General features: G+C 71.4%; 14 protein-coding genes and 1 pseudogene. 4 read left to right on the plus strand and 11 right to left on the minus strand.

Translation table 11 applies throughout. The features are described from left to right. Window positions 1-12: 12 nt before the first annotated feature. Window positions 13-1,530 (minus strand): APC family permease, encoded by a 1,518-nt coding sequence (locus IF19_RS0130440; RefSeq protein ID WP_234313259.1) that lies wholly within the window; start codon window positions 1,528-1,530, stop codon window positions 13-15. A gap of 93 nt (window positions 1,531-1,623) precedes the next feature. On the opposite strand from IF19_RS0130440, the gene IF19_RS0130445 reads away from it, so the two are divergent. Both IF19_RS0130445 and ppgK read left to right on the plus strand, forming a co-directional pair. Then, window positions 1,624-2,616, plus strand: a complete 993-nt coding sequence (locus tag IF19_RS0130445) for a 4-hydroxy-3-methylbut-2-enyl diphosphate reductase (protein WP_170757409.1) — start codon at window positions 1,624-1,626, stop codon at window positions 2,614-2,616. Window positions 2,617-2,724: 108 nt separating this feature from the next. Next, window positions 2,725-3,474, plus strand: a complete 750-nt coding sequence (gene ppgK, locus IF19_RS0130450; RefSeq protein ID WP_030115333.1) for a polyphosphate--glucose phosphotransferase — start codon at window positions 2,725-2,727, stop codon at window positions 3,472-3,474. A gap of 160 nt (window positions 3,475-3,634) precedes the next feature. On the opposite strand, the gene IF19_RS0130455 is transcribed toward ppgK, so the two are convergent. Next, on the minus strand, window positions 3,635-4,267 hold the full coding sequence (locus tag IF19_RS0130455) for a DUF6542 domain-containing protein (RefSeq protein WP_030277629.1): 633 nt from the start codon (window positions 4,265-4,267) through the stop codon (window positions 3,635-3,637). Window positions 4,268-4,910: 643 nt separating this feature from the next. Between IF19_RS0130455 and ychF the strand changes: the two genes are divergently transcribed. Next, window positions 4,911-5,999 carry a redox-regulated ATPase YchF gene (gene ychF, locus IF19_RS0130460; RefSeq protein WP_030115335.1) on the plus strand — a complete coding sequence of 363 codons (1,089 nt, stop codon included), beginning with the start codon at window positions 4,911-4,913 and terminating at the stop codon, window positions 5,997-5,999. Window positions 6,000-6,121: 122 nt separating this feature from the next. On the opposite strand, the pseudogene IF19_RS1000000138975 reads toward ychF, so the two are convergent. After that, window positions 6,122-6,241: pseudogene (locus IF19_RS1000000138975) on the minus strand (type II toxin-antitoxin system RelE family toxin); the annotation flags it as partial. 24 nt (window positions 6,242-6,265) lie between these two features. Next, entirely contained in the window at window positions 6,266-6,754 is a 489-nt protein-coding gene (locus IF19_RS0130465; RefSeq protein WP_030115336.1) for a MarR family winged helix-turn-helix transcriptional regulator, read from the minus strand. Window positions 6,755-6,876: 122 nt separating this feature from the next. Here IF19_RS0130465 and IF19_RS0130470 point away from each other — a divergent pair, with 122 nt between their 5' ends. Then, a complete protein-coding gene (locus IF19_RS0130470) occupies window positions 6,877-8,508 on the plus strand; it encodes a DHA2 family efflux MFS transporter permease subunit (protein WP_030115337.1) in 1,632 nt (543 codons plus the stop codon). Between the two features lie 46 nt (window positions 8,509-8,554). Here IF19_RS0130470 and IF19_RS0130475 read toward each other — a convergent pair whose 3' ends face one another. From IF19_RS0130475 to IF19_RS0130505, 7 genes are all read right to left on the minus strand, one after another. Next, the gene (locus tag IF19_RS0130475) at window positions 8,555-9,745 is read right to left on the minus strand and encodes an MFS transporter (protein ID WP_030115338.1); all 1,191 of its coding nucleotides are present in this window, start codon (window positions 9,743-9,745) and stop codon (window positions 8,555-8,557) included. A 95-nt stretch (window positions 9,746-9,840) separates the two neighbouring features. Then, entirely contained in the window at window positions 9,841-10,293 is a 453-nt protein-coding gene (locus tag IF19_RS0130480; protein ID WP_030115339.1) for a carboxymuconolactone decarboxylase family protein, read from the minus strand. Between the two features lie 331 nt (window positions 10,294-10,624). After that, a complete protein-coding gene (locus IF19_RS0130485; RefSeq protein WP_030277631.1) occupies window positions 10,625-12,016 on the minus strand; it encodes a hypothetical protein in 1,392 nt (463 codons plus the stop codon). Then, window positions 12,013-13,860, minus strand: a complete 1,848-nt coding sequence (locus IF19_RS01000000135095) for a hypothetical protein (protein WP_234313261.1) — start codon at window positions 13,858-13,860, stop codon at window positions 12,013-12,015. The genes IF19_RS0130485 and IF19_RS01000000135095 overlap by 4 nt, the downstream gene beginning before the upstream one ends. A gap of 142 nt (window positions 13,861-14,002) precedes the next feature. Continuing rightward, the gene (locus tag IF19_RS0130495; RefSeq protein WP_030115342.1) at window positions 14,003-14,797 is read right to left on the minus strand and encodes a toll/interleukin-1 receptor domain-containing protein; all 795 of its coding nucleotides are present in this window, start codon (window positions 14,795-14,797) and stop codon (window positions 14,003-14,005) included. Between the two features lie 172 nt (window positions 14,798-14,969). Next, on the minus strand, window positions 14,970-16,037 hold the full coding sequence (locus IF19_RS0130500; protein ID WP_487042840.1) for an NsdA family TPR-like regulatory protein: 1,068 nt from the start codon (window positions 16,035-16,037) through the stop codon (window positions 14,970-14,972). Between the two features lie 81 nt (window positions 16,038-16,118). Next, a partial coding sequence (locus tag IF19_RS0130505) for a hypothetical protein (protein WP_030290200.1) occupies window positions 16,119-16,675 on the minus strand: 557 nt, incomplete at its 5' end.

Raw genomic sequence — 16,675 nt, forward strand, 5'->3', positions numbered from 1 at the left:
CTCACCGCGCCCTCACCCCACCGTGCCGCGCGGGCTCCCCGGGTCACCAGGTGCGCCCGGTCCGCCCGGCCCCTCCGCGCCGCTCTGCCGTCCCGTCCCCTGCACCGCCAGCACCACGAGCCCCACGCCGAGCCAGCAGAGGCCCACCACCTGGGACGTCGTCGTCGCCTCGACGATGACCGCGACGAGGATGCCCGCGCCGACCACCGGCACGAGGACGTGCCGCCACCACACGGGCGGCCCCGCCATGCGGCGTACGGCGAACCAGCCGACCACCGACGCGTGCAGCAGGATGAACGCCGTCAGCGCGCCGATGTCCACCACCGAGACCAGGTGGTCGAGACCGTCGTCGCGCCGGGCCGCCCACACGGCGGCCACCAGCGTCACGACGGCCGCGCCCAGGATCGCCAAGCGCGGCACCCCGGACGTCGGGCTGACCTTCGCGAGGACCGACGGCAGCCGCCGCTCGCGCGCCATCGCGAAGACGAGCCGGCCGGCGGCGGCCTGCCCCGCCAGCGCGGCGAAGGCGGCGCCGATCGCCTTGCTGACCGCCACCAGATCGTGCAGCCAGGTTCCCACCGAGGCGTCCACCGCGTCGTAGAACGCCGACCCCTGCGCCGCCGGGTCCGCCGCCAGCTCGGCCGAGCTGACCGGTTCCAGCAGGGCCGCCAGATACGACTGCGCCACGAAGAGCGTGCCGGCCAGCACCAGGCAGAACAGCACCGCCCGCGCCACCTTCCGCGAACCGCCCGTCACCTCCTCGGCGAACGAGGCGATGGCGTCGAAACCGAGGTACGACAGCACCGCGATCGACACCGCCCCCAGCACGGCCGCCGCGGAGAACCCGGTGTCCCCGGTCAGCGGCGACAGCCAGCCGCGCTGCGCCCCGTCCCGTACGAGGACGACGACGGCCGCGACCACGAAGACCAGCAGCACGATGATCTCCATGGCCAGCACCGCGAAGCCGACGCGGGCGGCGGCCCGTACGCCCCACAGGTTGAGCAGGGTCGTCACGAGCACCGCGAGGGCGGTCCACACCCACCGCGAGACCTCCGGGACCAGCGCGTTCATCGCGATCCCGGAGAAGAGGTAGGCGACGGCCGGGATGAGGAGGTAGTCGAGCATCGCCATCCACCCGGCGATGAACCCCGGCCCTTCCCCGAGCCCCTTGCGGGCGTACGTGAAGACCGAACCCGCGAAGGGGGCCACCCGCACCATCTGGGCGTAGCTGAAGGCGGTGAACCCCATGACGACCGTGGCGACCACGTAGACGAGGGCGACCGCGCCGCCGGACTTCGCGTCGAGGGTGCCGAACACGCCGACGGGGGCCATCGGGGCGATGAAGAGGAGCCCGTAGACGACCAGGTCCCGGAACCCCAGGGTCCGCCGCAGCCCGCCGCCCTCGGCACTGCTCCCGGACCCGCCCCCGCCGCCGGCAGGGCTCCCCGGTGTCCCGCCCCCGTCCCTCGTACCGGCACCGCCTCCTCCGCTCGTACCGCTTCCCGATCCGCTCCCGGGCACCGACGCCATGACCCCTCCATCACCATCCGCGAACCACTGCACACGCACCGCGACCAGTGTCCCGATCCGGCCGTCCGCGCGCCTGTTCGCCACGGCCTTACGATGGGACGCATGACTGCAACGCCTGCCCGCCGTGTCCTGCTCGCCGCTCCCCGTGGCTACTGCGCGGGCGTGGACCGTGCCGTGATCGCCGTCGAGAAGGCCCTGGAGCAGTACGGGGCCCCGATCTACGTCCGCCACGAGATCGTGCACAACAAGTACGTCGTGCAGACCCTGGAGAAGAAGGGCGCGATCTTCGTGGACGTCACCGCGGAGGTGCCCGAGGGCTCCATCGTGATGTTCTCCGCGCACGGAGTCGCGCCCACCGTCCACGCGGAGGCCGCCGAGCGCAAGCTCGCCACCATCGACGCGACCTGCCCGCTGGTCACCAAGGTCCACAAGGAAGCCGTCCGGTACGCCAAGGAGGACTACGACATCCTCCTGATCGGCCACGAGGGCCACGAGGAGGTCATCGGCACCTCCGGCGAGGCCCCCGACCACATCCAGCTCGTCGACGGCCCCGAGGACGTGGCGAACGTCGAGGTCCGCGACGAGTCGAAGGTCGTCTGGCTCTCCCAGACCACCCTGTCCGTCGACGAGACGATGGAGACGGTCGACGCCCTCAAGTCGAAGTTCCCGAACCTCCTCTCGCCCCCGAGCGACGACATCTGCTACGCCACGCAGAACCGCCAGATCGCGGTGAAGAAGCTGGCCGAGGACGCCGAGCTGGTCATCGTGGTCGGCTCCAAGAACTCCTCGAACTCCATCCGGATGGTCGAGGTCGCCCTGGACGCCGGCGCCCCCGCCGCCCACCTGGTGGACTTCGCGAGCGAGATCGACGAGGCGTGGCTGGAGGGCGTGACGACGGTCGGCCTGACCTCCGGGGCCTCGGTGCCGGACGTCCTGGTCGACGGCGTCCTGGAGTGGCTCGCGGAGCGGGGTTACGCGGACGTGGAAACGGTGAAGACGGCCGACGAGTCGATCACCTTCTCCCTCCCCAAGGAGCTCCGCCGCGACCTGCGCGCCGAGGCCGCCGCCCTGTCCTCCGCCGAGTAGCGCCCGCCTCTCCGCGCAGAAGCGGGCGCTCTGTCCTTGGAGTGTGGGGCCCGTCCTTTCCGCCGAGTAGCCGCGCACCGGGCGCGGCCTGCCCGTACGGTGGATGCCATGGAGATCTTCGGCGTGGACATCGGCGGATCCGGGATCAAGGGTGCTCCCGTGGACCTGGACCGCGGGGACCTGGCGCAGGAGCGCCACAAAGTGCTGACACCGCAACCGGCCACGCCCAAGGGCGTGGCCGACTGCGTGGCGGAGGTCGTCGGCCACTTCGACTGGTCGGGCCCGGTCGGCGTCACGTTCCCCGGAGTCGTCACCGACGGGGTCACCCGCACCGCGGCCAATGTCGACAAGGGCTGGATCGACACCGACGCCCGGGCCCTGCTGGGCGAGCGGATCGGTCAGCCGGTCACCATCCTGAACGACGCGGACGCGGCCGGGGTCGCCGAGATGACGTTCGGCGCGGGCAAGGGCCGTACGGGCACGGTCATCCTGCTGACGTTCGGCACGGGCATCGGCAGCGCGGTCTTCACCGACGGCGAGCTGGTCCCCAACACCGAGCTGGGCCACCTGGAGCTGCACGGCCACGAGGCGGAGAAGCACGCCTCCACGAAGGCCAAGGACGACGGGGACCTCAGCTGGCAGCACTGGGCGCACCGGGTCCAGAAGTACCTGCTCCACGTGGAGATGCTGTTCTCGCCGGAGCTGTTCATCATCGGCGGTGGAGTGAGCCGCAAGGCGGACAAGTTCCTGCCGCTGATCGAGAAGGTCCGCGCCGAGATCGTCCCGGCCCAGTTGCAGAACAACGCGGGCATCGTGGGCGCGGCGATGGCGGCCCGCGCGGCACAGGCGAAGGGCTGAGCGGAGCAGTCGGTACGGGGCGGGGCACGTAGCTTCCCGGGGCGGGGCCGCGCAGCCTCGCGGGGGCGGGTGCGGCGCGCGGCGCGCGAGGCCGAACCATGCGGCGCGCGGCCGGGGGCGGGCGCGGGCGGCGCTCACGGCGCGGGGCGGGGCGCGTACTTCAGGGCCGCTGAGTCCGACGGGCGGCGGGCGCTCCGGCTCCGGCCCGTACGGCCTTGGCGGCAGCGGCGGAGGCCGGGGACACGGCGCGGGACTGCGGGGCGGAGCCGGCGGGCCGACCGGCGGCAGCGGCGCGCGGCGAGCGCCCCGGTCCTCCGGCGCCCCGCTGCTCCCGGGCCGCGGGGTTCCGCTCCTGGGCGAGCACGTACTGCCGCCGGGCCCGCATCAGCCGCACCTTGCGTACGGAGGCGATGAGTCCGGCGATCAGCGTGCCGCCGTACAGCCAGCCGGCGTGTACGGCGAGAGCGGTGACCAGGCCCATGAGCTGCCCGCCGAAGCCTTCGGTCCCCCCGGAGATCGGGAACACGCCGACGGCGAAGGCGATGGGCACGCTGATCGGCGCGGTGACCAGGTCGGCGGGCCGGACCCAGACGGCGGTGAGCGCGCTGACGGGGAGGAAGAGCAGCCCGTAGACGAGCTCGGAACTGTCGAACAGCAGCCGGTCGAGACAGGCGAGCACGAACATGGTCAGGCAGGCGAACAGCCCGGCCCCGATCCCGGTCAGCCGAGGGTTGGGGAACCGCCGCAGCGCCAGCACCACGGGCGGCATGCTGCGCACCCGTACCCGGTACACGGCGGAACTCTCACCGGGAGGAACATCCGGCGCGGGCGGTACGGGCGCGGGCTGCGGGGTCTGCCTGCGCTGCGGGGGACGTGTCCTGGGCTGCTCCACCCGACCAACGTAGGTCGCCGGGGGCGGGGAAGCGGGCGTTGGACACGCGCTTTGGCGGAGCTTGGGGTTGCGTTCGATGTCACACGGCCGAAAGCAGCCCGTCCACGGCCGGAAGTGGAGGGCACCCGGATCGCACACCCGTGCGACCTGCGGATTCGCCACGATCCCGACCGACGGCGGAAGCGCTGCGAAGCCGGCCGACCGCCGGGGCGCCACGACCCACGGACCGCGCAGGGGAGCACCACGAACCCGGTCGGCACGGGAGAGCGCCACGCCCCACGCACGGAAGCACCACGACCCACGACCCACGGGCCGCGCACGGCGACAGAGGGTCCCCACCCGCCGGTCGGGCACTCCTGCGGCCGATTCGGGATCGACGCGGAGTGACGTCTCGCCCGCCCCCGAGAACCGCCCTGTCCCGGCCCACTGGGGCGGCCCGTAAACTGGAGAATCGGTCCACTCCGGGACCTGGCCGGCCCAGCCGGAACGGCCGCGCCGGACCCGGACGCCCCTGACCCCCTCCTCACTCCAGGAAGTCGCCAAAGTGTCGCTCACGATCGGAATCGTCGGTCTGCCGAATGTCGGCAAGTCGACCCTGTTCAACGCCCTGACCAAGAACGACGTGCTGGCGGCCAACTACCCGTTCGCCACGATCGAGCCGAACGTCGGTGTGGTCGGCGTCCCGGACCCGCGCCTGAACAAGCTCGCGGAGATCTTCAACTCGCAGCGGCTCCTTCCCGCGACGGTGGACTTCGTCGACATCGCCGGCATCGTCCGCGGTGCGTCGGAGGGCGAGGGCCTGGGCAACAAGTTCCTGGCGAACATTCGCGAGTCCGACGCGATCTGCCAGGTCATCCGCGCCTTCAAGGACGAGAACGTCGTGCACGTCGACGGCAAGGTCTCGCCGAAGGATGACATCGAGACGATCAACACCGAGCTGATCCTCGCCGACCTCCAGTCCGTCGAGAAGGCCGTCCCCCGCCTGACGAAGGAGTCCCGCCTCCAGAAGGAGAAGGTCGCGGTGCTCGCCGCGGTCGAGGAGGCGCAGAAGATCCTGGAGTCCGGCCAGACGCTCTTCGCGGCGGGCATCACGGCGGGCACCGAGAAGGGCAAGCTCCTGCACGAGCTGCACCTGCTCACCACCAAGCCCTTCCTGTACGTGTTCAACGTCGACGAGGACGAGCTGGTCGACGAGGACTTCAAGAACGAGCAGCGCGCCCTGGTCGCCCCCGCCGAGGCGATCTTCCTGAACGCCAAGATCGAGTCCGAGCTGATCGAACTGGACGACGAGGAAGCCCTCGAACTGCTCCAGTCGATGGGCCAGGAAGAGCCCGGCCTCGCCACCCTCGGCCGCGTCGGCTTCGAGACCCTGGGCCTCCAGACCTACCTGACCGCCGGCCCGAAGGAAGCCCGCGCCTGGACCATCAAGAAGGGCGCGACGGCCCCCGAGGCGGCCGGTGTGATCCACACCGACTTCCAGAAGGGCTTCATCAAGGCCGAGATCATCTCCTTCGACGACCTGGTCGAAACCGGCTCGGTCGCCGAGGCCCGCGCCAAGGGCAAGGCCCGCATGGAGGGCAAGGAGTACATCATGCAGGACGGCGACGTGGTGGAGTTCCGCTTCAACGTTTAGTCATACGCGTGCTTCGCGCTGGACGATGAGCGCGGCGTGTGCGTCAGAAGGGCCGAGCTCTGTCGAGTCCGGCCCTTCTGTAGTTACTGCGCTGGATGAGTACTGGGTGTTCTGAGGTGTGATCAGAGGTTGTCGGGCGCCGTGACGGTGGGCCGGCGTCCCGCGTGAGCGGCCCGTACCTCCGACTCCCCGTTGTCGATCGTGTGGACGACGCGGTAGTTGCCGACTCGCAGGCGTCTGCGGACGGCCCGTGTGTCTCGCGGCCCTCACCCGTCCTGGTTCACCCGTGCCAGGTGGCTGTCCATGGCGGTGCCCATCTCCGCCAGCAGGGCCCTGAACCGGTCGAGGTCCTCGGGCGGGTAGCGGCCGACGATGGCGTCCATCGGTGCCGCGAGGGGGCGGAAGAACTCGTCGGCGCGCTCCTGGATGTGCGGGCTGCTGCGCAGGGTGACGACGCGGCGGTCGCTGTGCTCCCGGCTGCGGACGATGTGCCCGGCGCGTTCGAGCCGGTTGAGCAGCGAGGTCGTCGCCCCCGAGGAGAGCAGGATGCGCTTGCCGAGGCGGGCGGGGGAGATCGGGGCTCCCCGCTCCTCGGCCGCGATGATCTCCAACAGTGCGGTCGCGTCGGTCGCGTACAGGCCGAGATGGGCGGCGAAGCTGCGGCTGAGCTCGGCGTAGCGCCCGCCGTAGACCCTCAGGGCCTCCACCAGCAGCTCGCGCCGCTCCGCCGCCCCCTCCAGCGCCGATTCCTCCATCACCCGTGGCCGTCCTTCCCCTGCGTGAACACCGTCGGACCCGCACCCGCAGATCGCCTTTGACAATCTACCGAGGTCAATTTACCTTCATTGTAGAATTACTTCACCATGGAGGTATTGAGATGCGGGATGCGACAGCCACCCGGCGGTGGCTCGGACTGATCGCCATCGCCCTGGGCGTGGCGCTGATCGTCGTGGACACGACGATCGTCAACGTGATCACGCCATCGGTCGTCGAGGACCTGGGTGTCAACTCCTCGCAGGCGCAGTGGATCCAGGAGTCGTACGCGATCGTCTTCGCCGCGCTCCTGCTGCTCACGGGCCGGCTGTCCGACATGCTCGGCGCACGCCGGGTCTTCACCTGGGGAGTCGTCGTCTTCGGTGCCACCAGCGTGCTCGCCGGGCTGGCACCGAACGGCGGACTGCTGATCCTGGCCCGATTCCTGCAGGGCGTGGGCGCGGCGATGATCCTGCCGACCTCGCTGGCGCTGCTGAAGGCCAACTTCACCGGCAAGGCCCGCGGTCAGGCGTTCGCGGTCTGGGGTTCGACCATCGGAGCGGCCGCCGCGCTCGGACCGCTGCTCGGCGGATGGCTGTCCGAGCACGTCTCGTGGCGCTGGGCGTTCGGCATCAACGTCCCGCTGTCCGTGCTGGTCGCGTTCGGCGTGGTGCGCTACCTGGCCCGCTCGCCCCGCACCCGGGGCAGCATCGACACGACCGGCGCCGTACTGTCCGTCGTCGGGCTCGGACTGCTCGCCTTCGGGCTCGTGGAGGGCCGTATCTACGGCTGGCTGGCCACCGTCCACCCGCTCGAACTCTTCGGCTTCACCTGGGACAGCGGGCCCTCGCCCGTCCTGGTCGCGCTGGTCCTCGCCGCTCTCGCGCTGGGCCTGTTCGTACGCCGTCAGTCGCGGCTGACGCGGGGCGGCGACGCGTCCAGGGCGATGATGGACGTGCGGCTGTTCTCCATCAGCTCGTTCCGCAACGGCAACATCGCCACCCTGATCATCGGTGTCGGGGAGTTCGGCATCGTTGCCGTCCTCCCGCTGTGGCTGCAGTTCACCCTCGGCTACAGCGCGCTGCAGGCCGGGCTCGCCCTGGTGCCGGTGGCCATCGGCAGCTTCGTCGCCAGCGGGGCCAGCTTCGGCATGGCGGCCAAGGTCTCACCGCTGATCCAACTGCGCATCGGCCTCGCGCTCGAAGTCGTCGGCCTGGCCGGCGTCGCCCTGGTCGCCGCCCCGGACACCTCGTGGTGGGCGGTCTCCGCGATGCTCTTCCTGTACGGCATCGGCGTCGGCTTCGCCACCGCCCAGGTCACCAACGTCGTCCTCGCCGACATCCCGGACGACAGCAGCGGACAGGGCTCCGGCATCCAGAGCGCGTTCCGCCAGCTCGGCTCCGCCCTCGGCATCGCCGCGCTCACCACGGTGTTCTTCACGACCCTGAGTTCCCGGCTGCACGACACCCTGGTCTCCTCCGGACTGTCCGGCGCCGCCGCCGACAAGTTCAGCCACACGGTCACCGACAGCGCGGGGGCCGCGATCGGCCCGCTGGCCGGGAACCCTCAGACGGCCTCGGTCGCCGACGCCGCCCGCGCGGCGATGTCCGACGGCGTCGCCATCGGCGGCTGTGTCGCCGCGGGGTTCGTCGTACTGGGCCTGCTCGCCTCCCTGCTCATCCCCGCCATGCCGCCCCAGGCGCAGACCGAGACGGAGGACGCCGAAACGGAGGACGCGCCCGCCCTGCGCGGCTGACCGCTGTCCGTCGTCGGCCGGGGATCGTGGGCCCGGGGGCCGGTGGTCACGTCGCGGAACGCCGCGCCCTGCGCACCACCGGCCACGCCAGGGCGGTCAGGGCGGCGCCGGTCCACAGGACGCTCGTCGTGCCCAGGCTGTCGACCGTGAGGCCGCCGACGAGGGCGCCGACGGCGATGGACAGGTTGAAGGCGGAGACGTACAGGGAAGAGGCCGCCTCGGTGGCGTTCGGGGCGGCGTCGAGGATCCAGCTCTGGAGGGTGACCGGCACCGCGCCGTAGCCCAGGCCCCACAGGACCAGGACGGCCCCCGCCGAGAAGGCCCCCGTGCCGGCGACGGCGAGGGCGGCCATGGCGGCCGTGAGGATCACCGCGATGCCCAGGACGTTCTGCCGGAGGTACCGGGTGACCAGCGCCCCGGCGATGAAGTTGCCGCAGACGCCGGCGGCCCCGAACACCAGCAGGAGCACGCTGATCGAGCCGGCGCCGACCCCGCCGCCCTGCAGGACCGGACGGACGAACGTGTACGCCAGGAAATGGCCGGTGACCACCAGGAAGGTGAGCGCGATGCCCGCGCGGACACCGGCGTTGCCCCGGAGGACGGCCGGCAGGGCGGAGAACGTGACGGTCTGTTCGGCGGGGAGCCTCGGCATGAGGAAGAGCATGCAGGTCAGGGAGAGCAGGCCGAGCACGCCCACGGCGGTGAACGCGGTACGCCATCCGTCGAGGTCGCCCAGGAACGTTCCCGTCGGCACGCCCAGGACGGACGCCGTTTCCACGCCGCCGAAGATGACGGCCGTGGCCCGGCCCACGTGCCGTGCCGGTACCAGGCGCAGGGCGATTCCCCCGGCGATGGACCAGAAGCCCCCGACGCTGACCCCGATCAGGAACCGGGCGACCAGGACCACCGCGAAGCCGGGAGCGAGGGCCGAGGCCAGGTTCGCCGCGCCCATCAGCCCGATCAGCGCCACCAGGATGACGCGGCGGTCGACGCGTCCCGTGGCCACGGTGACCAGCGGCGCCGAAACGGCGGCGACCAGCCCCGGCACCGTCACCATCAGGGCGGCCGTGCCCTCGGAGACGTCCAGCTCGGCACCGATCGGGGTGAGCAGGCCCACGGGCAGCAGCTCGGAGGTCATCAGCGAGAAGATGCCCAGGGTCACCGCCAGGACGGCGAGCCAGCCCCTGACGGAGGAGCGGCCGGTGGCGGAAGGCGCCCCGGACTCGACGGTGGTCACGGCGTGGTCGGCCCTTCGGTGGGAAAGCGGTCCATGACGTGTACGCCACGGGAGACGGCCGACCGGGCGGCCCCCTCCCGCGACGCGGGCCGTGGCTACACGGTGCCGGGCGTCTTGCGCGTGGTGACGTTCATCCGGTTCCACGCGTTGACGGTGAGGACGAGCGCGATGAGCTGGGCGAGCTCCTGCTCCGCGAAGTGCTCGGCGGCACGCTCGTACACCTCGTCCGGCACCCCTTCGGGCAACAGGGTGACGGCCTCGGTCAGTTCGAGGGCGGCCCGCTCCTTCTCCGTGTACAGGCTCGACTCCTCCCACGCGGAGAGCTGGTAGATCCGCTGCTCGTTCTCCCCGGCCTTGCGGGCGTCGGAGGTGTGGTAATCGATGCAGTACGCACAGCGGTTGACCTGCGAGGCCCGGATCTGCACCAGCTCGACCAGCACCGGGTCGAGCCCTTCGCGAGCGGCCGCGTCGAGGGCGAGAACGGCCTTGAACACCTTGGGGGCGACGGCGGAGAAGTTCATGCGCTGAGGTACCTGGAACGTGGTCATGGAAGGACCGTAGACGCGGATGCGACCGGGGGAGGGGTGCATTTCCCGGGTGAAATCGTGGGTCAATTCTCGCCCTGGCTGACTGTCGCCTCTTGCGGTACTTGCCGCGGCCGGCCGAGGTGAACTGTCGGCCGGCCCGGCTCCGTGCATCGGAAACCGCGTACATCGGAAGTCACGCGCATCGCATCGGAAACCACGTACATCGGAAACTACGCGGACCGCGGAACCGGCAGAGGGGGCGCGGCTCCGTGACGCCTGCCCCCTCTGCCCATGCGGCACCGGCTGATCCACGTGAGGTGAGCCGGCACCGCTGTCGAGGCCGACCCCACGGTCAGCTCTCGTCCCCCGCGTCCTGCTCACGGGGCGTGGTGGGCCGGTGGCGGGTGTGGGAGCTGTCCCAGTAGTACGGCGAGGCCGCGGTGTCCTCGGTGTGCGGCGTTGCGGGCGGAACGTTCTCATCCGGCCGCCACCAGTAGCCGTCGTGCTCGCCCGGGGTGCTGCCGGCCGCGCCCGGAGCGGTCGTTGCCCCGTACGAATCCCCCTCCGGCTCCCCGTCGGCGCTCGGGGCTTCGTCGGCGTACGGGAGATCCTCGGAACGGGGGCCGGGGCGGAAGCCCTCAGCCCCGGTCATCCCGTCCTCCGGCCCTGCGGCGTCAGCCGTGCCCTGCCGGGGCATCACGTCACGACGGATCTCATCCGCCGCCTCGTACAGGCCGGCCCCCTCCAAGCTCATCACGATCCTGTGCACGATCACCGTGTACTCGTCCATGTCCGGTTTCAGACCCGTGGCCTCCAGCAGCAGGAGCAGTCGATCCGCAACCCCCACTTCCTCCTCGCGGTCGAACATCCCCGCCCCCTGGCCGTCTCCGACCCACAACGGGTTCTCGGCGCCCTCTTCGGCTTCGGCGCGGGCACGGGCGCCCACGGGCGGTACCAGCAGATGGCGGAAGAGCTCCGGCACCTCGGCGTCGTTGGCCGCCGCCGAAACCTGGGCGAGCGGGCCGATCATGTCGACCGCCTTCTCGATCTCGTCCTCGTGGCGGGCGAGCCACCACACCACGGCGCTGCCCGGACTCCTGAGCACGTCATCGCCGAGATAGCGGCGCTTGTTGCGTTCGTGCTCGCGTTCGTGCTCCCAGACCTCCTCGTCCTTGCGGAGGTCGCTCAGCTTCCGCAGGCGGTCGCGGTCGGCCGGAGCGAGAGTGAGCGTCACGTCCGCCGCCATGGCCTCCACCCGGCCGCTCCGGTCCCGGAGCGGAACGCACAGTTCGCCCTCCAGGAGGTAGCGCGCGAAGCTCGATCGGCGCGGCTCCTCGTGGCGGACCACTTCCAGGGCGCGGCTGAGGACCGACGACTCGGCGAGCGCCGGTGACACAGCGTCTCCCGGGACCACGCTGTCGGGGGCCGGCCTCCACCACACCGTGGCGGAGAAGAGGAAGTCGTACCCGTCCGTCGCGCTCGGAAGCGCCGCGTCCACGACCCGTGTCTCCTGGTACGGCTCCTCCGCCGGCCCGGCCGGCGGTTCGGGTTCCCGGAGCTCCTGCCGCTGTGCGGGTGGCCGTTCACCGTGCGAAGCCGTCATCACGATCAGCTGGGAGCCCGAGGCCGTCACCGCGGACAGGAATCCCCACAGCCACGGCGACCAGTTCTGAAGACTGCCGATCACGGCCGGTGCGAGACTGCAGAGCACGACGAACAGCAGGCTGGACATGCGGATTCTCATCGCGCCTCTCCCGTGGTCGGTGATCCGGCACCCGTGTCGTCGGGACGCTCCGAGCCGTCCGCGCGGGTGTACTGCGTGTGATCGATGCGTTGCCAGAAATGGGTGGCGACAGCGGTCCGGGACGGATCGCGTGAGCCGGCCGCCCAGCCGCAGGCGATGGCGTAGAGGCGGTGGAGAGCCGCCGGACGGCCGGCTGTCGCTCCGACCAGCACCTCCAGCCCCAGCCTGCGTGTGCTGTCGGCCGCCGCGGCGTCGAGCCAGTCGCGGACCATGGGGCTCCAGAACTCCGCCGGAGGCTGGGAGAAGACCGCTTCCCAGCCCAGGAACAGGTCGGGCCAGGGCGGTGGGTCGGGCGCCCGGTCACTCCGCAGCAGTTCGACGAGCAGACGGAGGTGAGGGCCCGTGCCGTGCGACTCCCGCTGTGTACGCGCTCGGAGGCGGTCGATCAGCAGCCGGTAGAGCCGGCGATCGCCGCGGGCGATGTCGAGCAGTGCTCGCCGGGCCTCGTGCGCGGCCTCCCCTTCCCGTACGGCGAGGTGGTGGAGCCGCACGACGGCCTGGTCCGGATGGGTCGCCACGAGGCTGTGGAGGCAGGCAGCGGTCATGACGCGCGAGAGACCGTCCGTCAGCGGGCCGGATCGCGCACGGTGGTAGAGCTGCCGGCGGAACCAGATGCCGTGTCTCTCGTGGCTGAGGCCGAGTTCGAGCCCTGCGAGGGCGCGCGGATCGCACACCCCTCTCATCGCGCCGCCCGCCCAGTGCGCGACCAGATCGAAGAGATGCGCGGGCCGGCCCACGGCCAGGGCGCGCTCCCCGAAGCGGAGGACGATGTTCACCCGGTCGTCAACGGTCAGGTCGGGCAGCCCCGCGGCATCACGGATCCAGTCCTTGAGATCATCACGAACTCCGGGGAAGTTCGCCCAGAAGTAGGTCCTCACGGCGTCCGCGTAGGCCAGGCGGTCGAAGCGGAGCAGCCCGTCCGGATCCCGCTCGATGCCGAGCGTGGCCAACCGTTCCCCGAAATCCATCCGGGCGAGCTCGGTCGTCGCCTCCTCCTCGTGCTTCACCGTCCTCAGCAAGCCCCGCCAGGCCGCGTAGACGGTGTCCGCCCGGGCGCCCTCGAACATCGCCGTCGCCAGCAACAGCGCTCGGGCCGGCGTGGTGGTGATCGCGGTCATCTGCCGGCCCACTTCGGCGGCACGATCGGTCACCGCGTGCATGGCCTGGTCGAGCCAGCCCGCGAAGTCGGTGCCGAACCGGCCGCTGTCGCGGGCGGCTCGTACCAGCCTCGTGAGGCGAGCCAATTCCCCCATCGGGGAGCGGTCGAACACACCCCGGAGTTCGGCGCTCAGCAGATCCGTGGAACGGAAGGTCATCCGGTCCATGCGGAGATGCCGGGTGACGACGGCGACACCTCGGGGGCGCCCCAGCGTCACGGTATGGGGCGCGAGGTCCGACACCTGGGCGTGCCGCAGCGCGGCCGGCAGGACGACGACCATATGAGCGCCGGCTTCCTGAACCTGTGACCGGCGTACGGCCAGCAGGTGTTGGGCTCGGACGTACGCCCCCTCGTCGCCGATCCCCGAGAGGTCGAGGAGGAAGCGGTCTCCGTCGCCCACCGCGAGGGGTGCCGCGTCCTCGTCCGAGACGGGAAGTTCCTCGAAACGGGCGTCCTCTTCGTCGGTGCCGCCGTCTTCACCGAGGCCGTGCAACAGCATGATCGCCGCGGCGCGGCGGCCGCTCCCCGGCTCGGCATCCACCAGGACTACCGATCCGGGCTTCTCCAGCCGGTCGGCCGCGATGCGGAAGCCCGGAGGGGGAGTGAAGCGGTCCGCCAGATGCAACCGGTCGTCACGACGATGCGCAGGGGGGCGACGCTCCTGCGGGTCGTCCAGCCGGCGCCGACACCGTAATAGATGTGCTGTTGCCCTTCCCCGCTGTGCACCGGTCCGCGCGGGTGGTTGACGGTGGTGTGGTCCCCCTCGGTCATCGGCCGTCGCCCGTCCGTCGGTGCCCGCGCCCGAAGCGCTGGTGGACGGTGCCGCTGTTGTCGCCCGCCGTGTACTGGACCCCGGTGTTGTCGCCCTGGAAGCGGGGTGCGTTGTACTGGTGCCCTCGTCCGGTGTTCACCGGGCCCTGCGGCTCGTTGACGAAGGTGCCGGACAGGTCTCCGTTGAGGCTTCCGATGCCGCCGCGAACGCGCTGGTCGACATCGCGCGACCTCATCCCGGTGTGAGTGGCGTTCCCGTGCGGCTTCTCGTGGGACTTCACTTCTGTCCGCTCGCGTGCCGCCTGGGCGTCACGATCTGCCGCGCCCAACTCGGGCAGCAGCCGGGCGAGGGCGTCTCCGAGAGCCGCCAGGTCGGCCCCGGCGTTACGGTGGTCGAACCGCCGGTACTGGCAGTCCGCCAGCTCTCGCAGACTCGCCGGGAGGAGAGCCGGGTCGATGCGCGTGACCTTGCCGACGAGCACGGGGATGACTAGGACCCCACGATCAAGGGCGGTCTCTATTTCGCGGAGGGCCCAGTCCTGATCAGTCTCAAGTGCGGTGTGGCCGTGGGTACTCCGCAGTTCGGCCCACCGGGGCCCGATCACGGCGAGGAGGGCCGCACACTCCTCCACCGCCCTGACCAGTTCGGCCGGGAAGCGCTGTCCCGGCTCGATCGAGCTGCTTGCGAAGAAGATCCGTTCGGCGCCGAATCGGCGGGTGAGCTCCCGGGCGACCATGGTCGCCGCTGATTCCTCGTCGCCAGTCCGGTAGTTGACGAAAACGTCGGGCATGAAGGTCCCTCTGTCGGAGTGGGCGGGTGCAGACATGTACGGGAGCAGGTAAGCCGACAAGCCCTTACCCCGGACAGCAGGAGGCTTCTGCGGTCGGTGTGCGGATGGGCACACGGAAGCAGGGGCGATGCCCCCACCGGTCGGAGGCAGTCCGCCCCAGCGGAGCGTGTTATCAGCCCTGCGAGGGGGTGAGCACCTGCGCCAATGCCGGTTGAAGATCGCGTACGGGCCAGCTGCTCCGGGACCGGGAGAGCTCGCGCGCCAGACGACGGACGTCGCTGTTCACCGTCGCCGAAGGCACGGCGGGCATCATGCCCAGAAGCTCCCCGGCGATCGTGCACGCGTGCTCGACCTCCCCGGAGGCGGCGTGCGCGAGGGACCTGCGGAAGCCGTACCGGGTACGTGTGCGCAGCGCGTGCGACGGGAGCCGGCCGCACTCCCGGTCGAGGAGTTCGGCGGCCGCCTTGGGCCGACCGAGGTCGTACAGGCACCATCCCGTGGTCATCGCCGCCGGATCGCTGACATGAGTGGTGCCGATCGTGGGGCCGGCCTCGTCGTGCGCGCTGTCACCGGTGAGCAGGGTTCGTGCGCGGTCGAGGCTGCGGAGACAGGCACGTTCATCGCCGACGAGGGCGTGCCCCTGCGCCTCCCTCTGAGCGGCGAGCCCGCGAATACGCGGAGGGAGCCCGCCACTCTGGGCCAGGCGAGCCAAGGTGATGGTGCTCGCGGCGTCCCCGTCGTAGAGCGTGACCAGGGCACGGCGCACGAGTCCGTAGGAACCGAGGTGCGGATCGCCCCCGGCTCGCGCCAAATCGGCGGCCTCGCCGGTCCATTGGAGCGCGGCGCCACTGTCGCCGGCCTCTTGGGCCATCCAGCCGGTGAACTCGGCGAACCGTGACGCGAGCAGGAACGCGGCGGACCGGGTGGTGGCTGTGGCACCGGCCGCGAGGCCGGTGACCGTCCTCGTCTGGGTGGCCAGCAGCGGCAGCAGGGCGGCCGGTGAGGTGGACTGGCCGAGCATGCGCAACTGGTCGAACTGCGTACGGAAGGAAGTGAGCAGCGGGTCGTCGGCGGAAGGCGCCCGGTCGCTCGGGCTCAGACTCAGGTCGATCAGTGTGCCCGTACCCACCGCCAGGACGGCCCGGCGCCCCACGGCGCCGGGGCCCCGGGAGGGGCGGACGCCGGCGGTGTCCGCGTCGGCCGCGGCAGCGGGCTCGGGGCCGATGACCAGGCGCTGCAGTTCGCCGCCGGCGCCGAGAAAGGCCCCGGCGGCGCCGACCCGGGTGAACGGGACCGTGCGGGGAGACGGTCCTGCGGCGGGTCAGGCGTCGGTCGGGGTGTGGTTGAGGCGGAGGGCTGTGGCGAGGAAGAAGACGCCGCCGAGGAAGGCGTAGCCGGACAGGCTGGTCAGGGCCGTGTCGCCGCTGTTGGCCTGGGCGATGAAGGAGGCGCCGGCCAGCGTGGAGATGGCGCCGCTGGCGATCATCGCCCACTGGCCGCCCATGCGCCGGCGCGCGGCGCCCACGGTGAGCTGGACCAGGCCCGCCGTGACGGCCCAGGCGCCCCAGACGTGGAGGACCGCCGGGATGCCGGAGGTGGCGGCGACGGTCAGGCCGATCGCGGTGAGGGTGCTCAGGACGACGTTCGCGTACAGGCCGCGCACGGGGCCGCCGTTCGCCCGGGTGGAGCGGATGTCCACGATCGCGCACGCCACGTCGAACGCCGGATACAGCACCAGCAGCGTCGCGCTCAGCGGGCCCAGGGTGTCCGCCGTCGTGAACAGCAGTGCGGCCCAGACGGCGGCGAACCCGAAGCGCAGGAAGTACAGCCTTCTGAGCGTCGCCGCAGCGGTCGGGGGAGTGGGGCGGGTGCGAGGGG

The sequence above is a fragment of the Streptomyces californicus genome, from assembly GCF_000717645.1.
GTDB classification, from domain to species: Bacteria; Actinomycetota; Actinomycetes; order Streptomycetales; family Streptomycetaceae; genus Streptomyces; species Streptomyces californicus.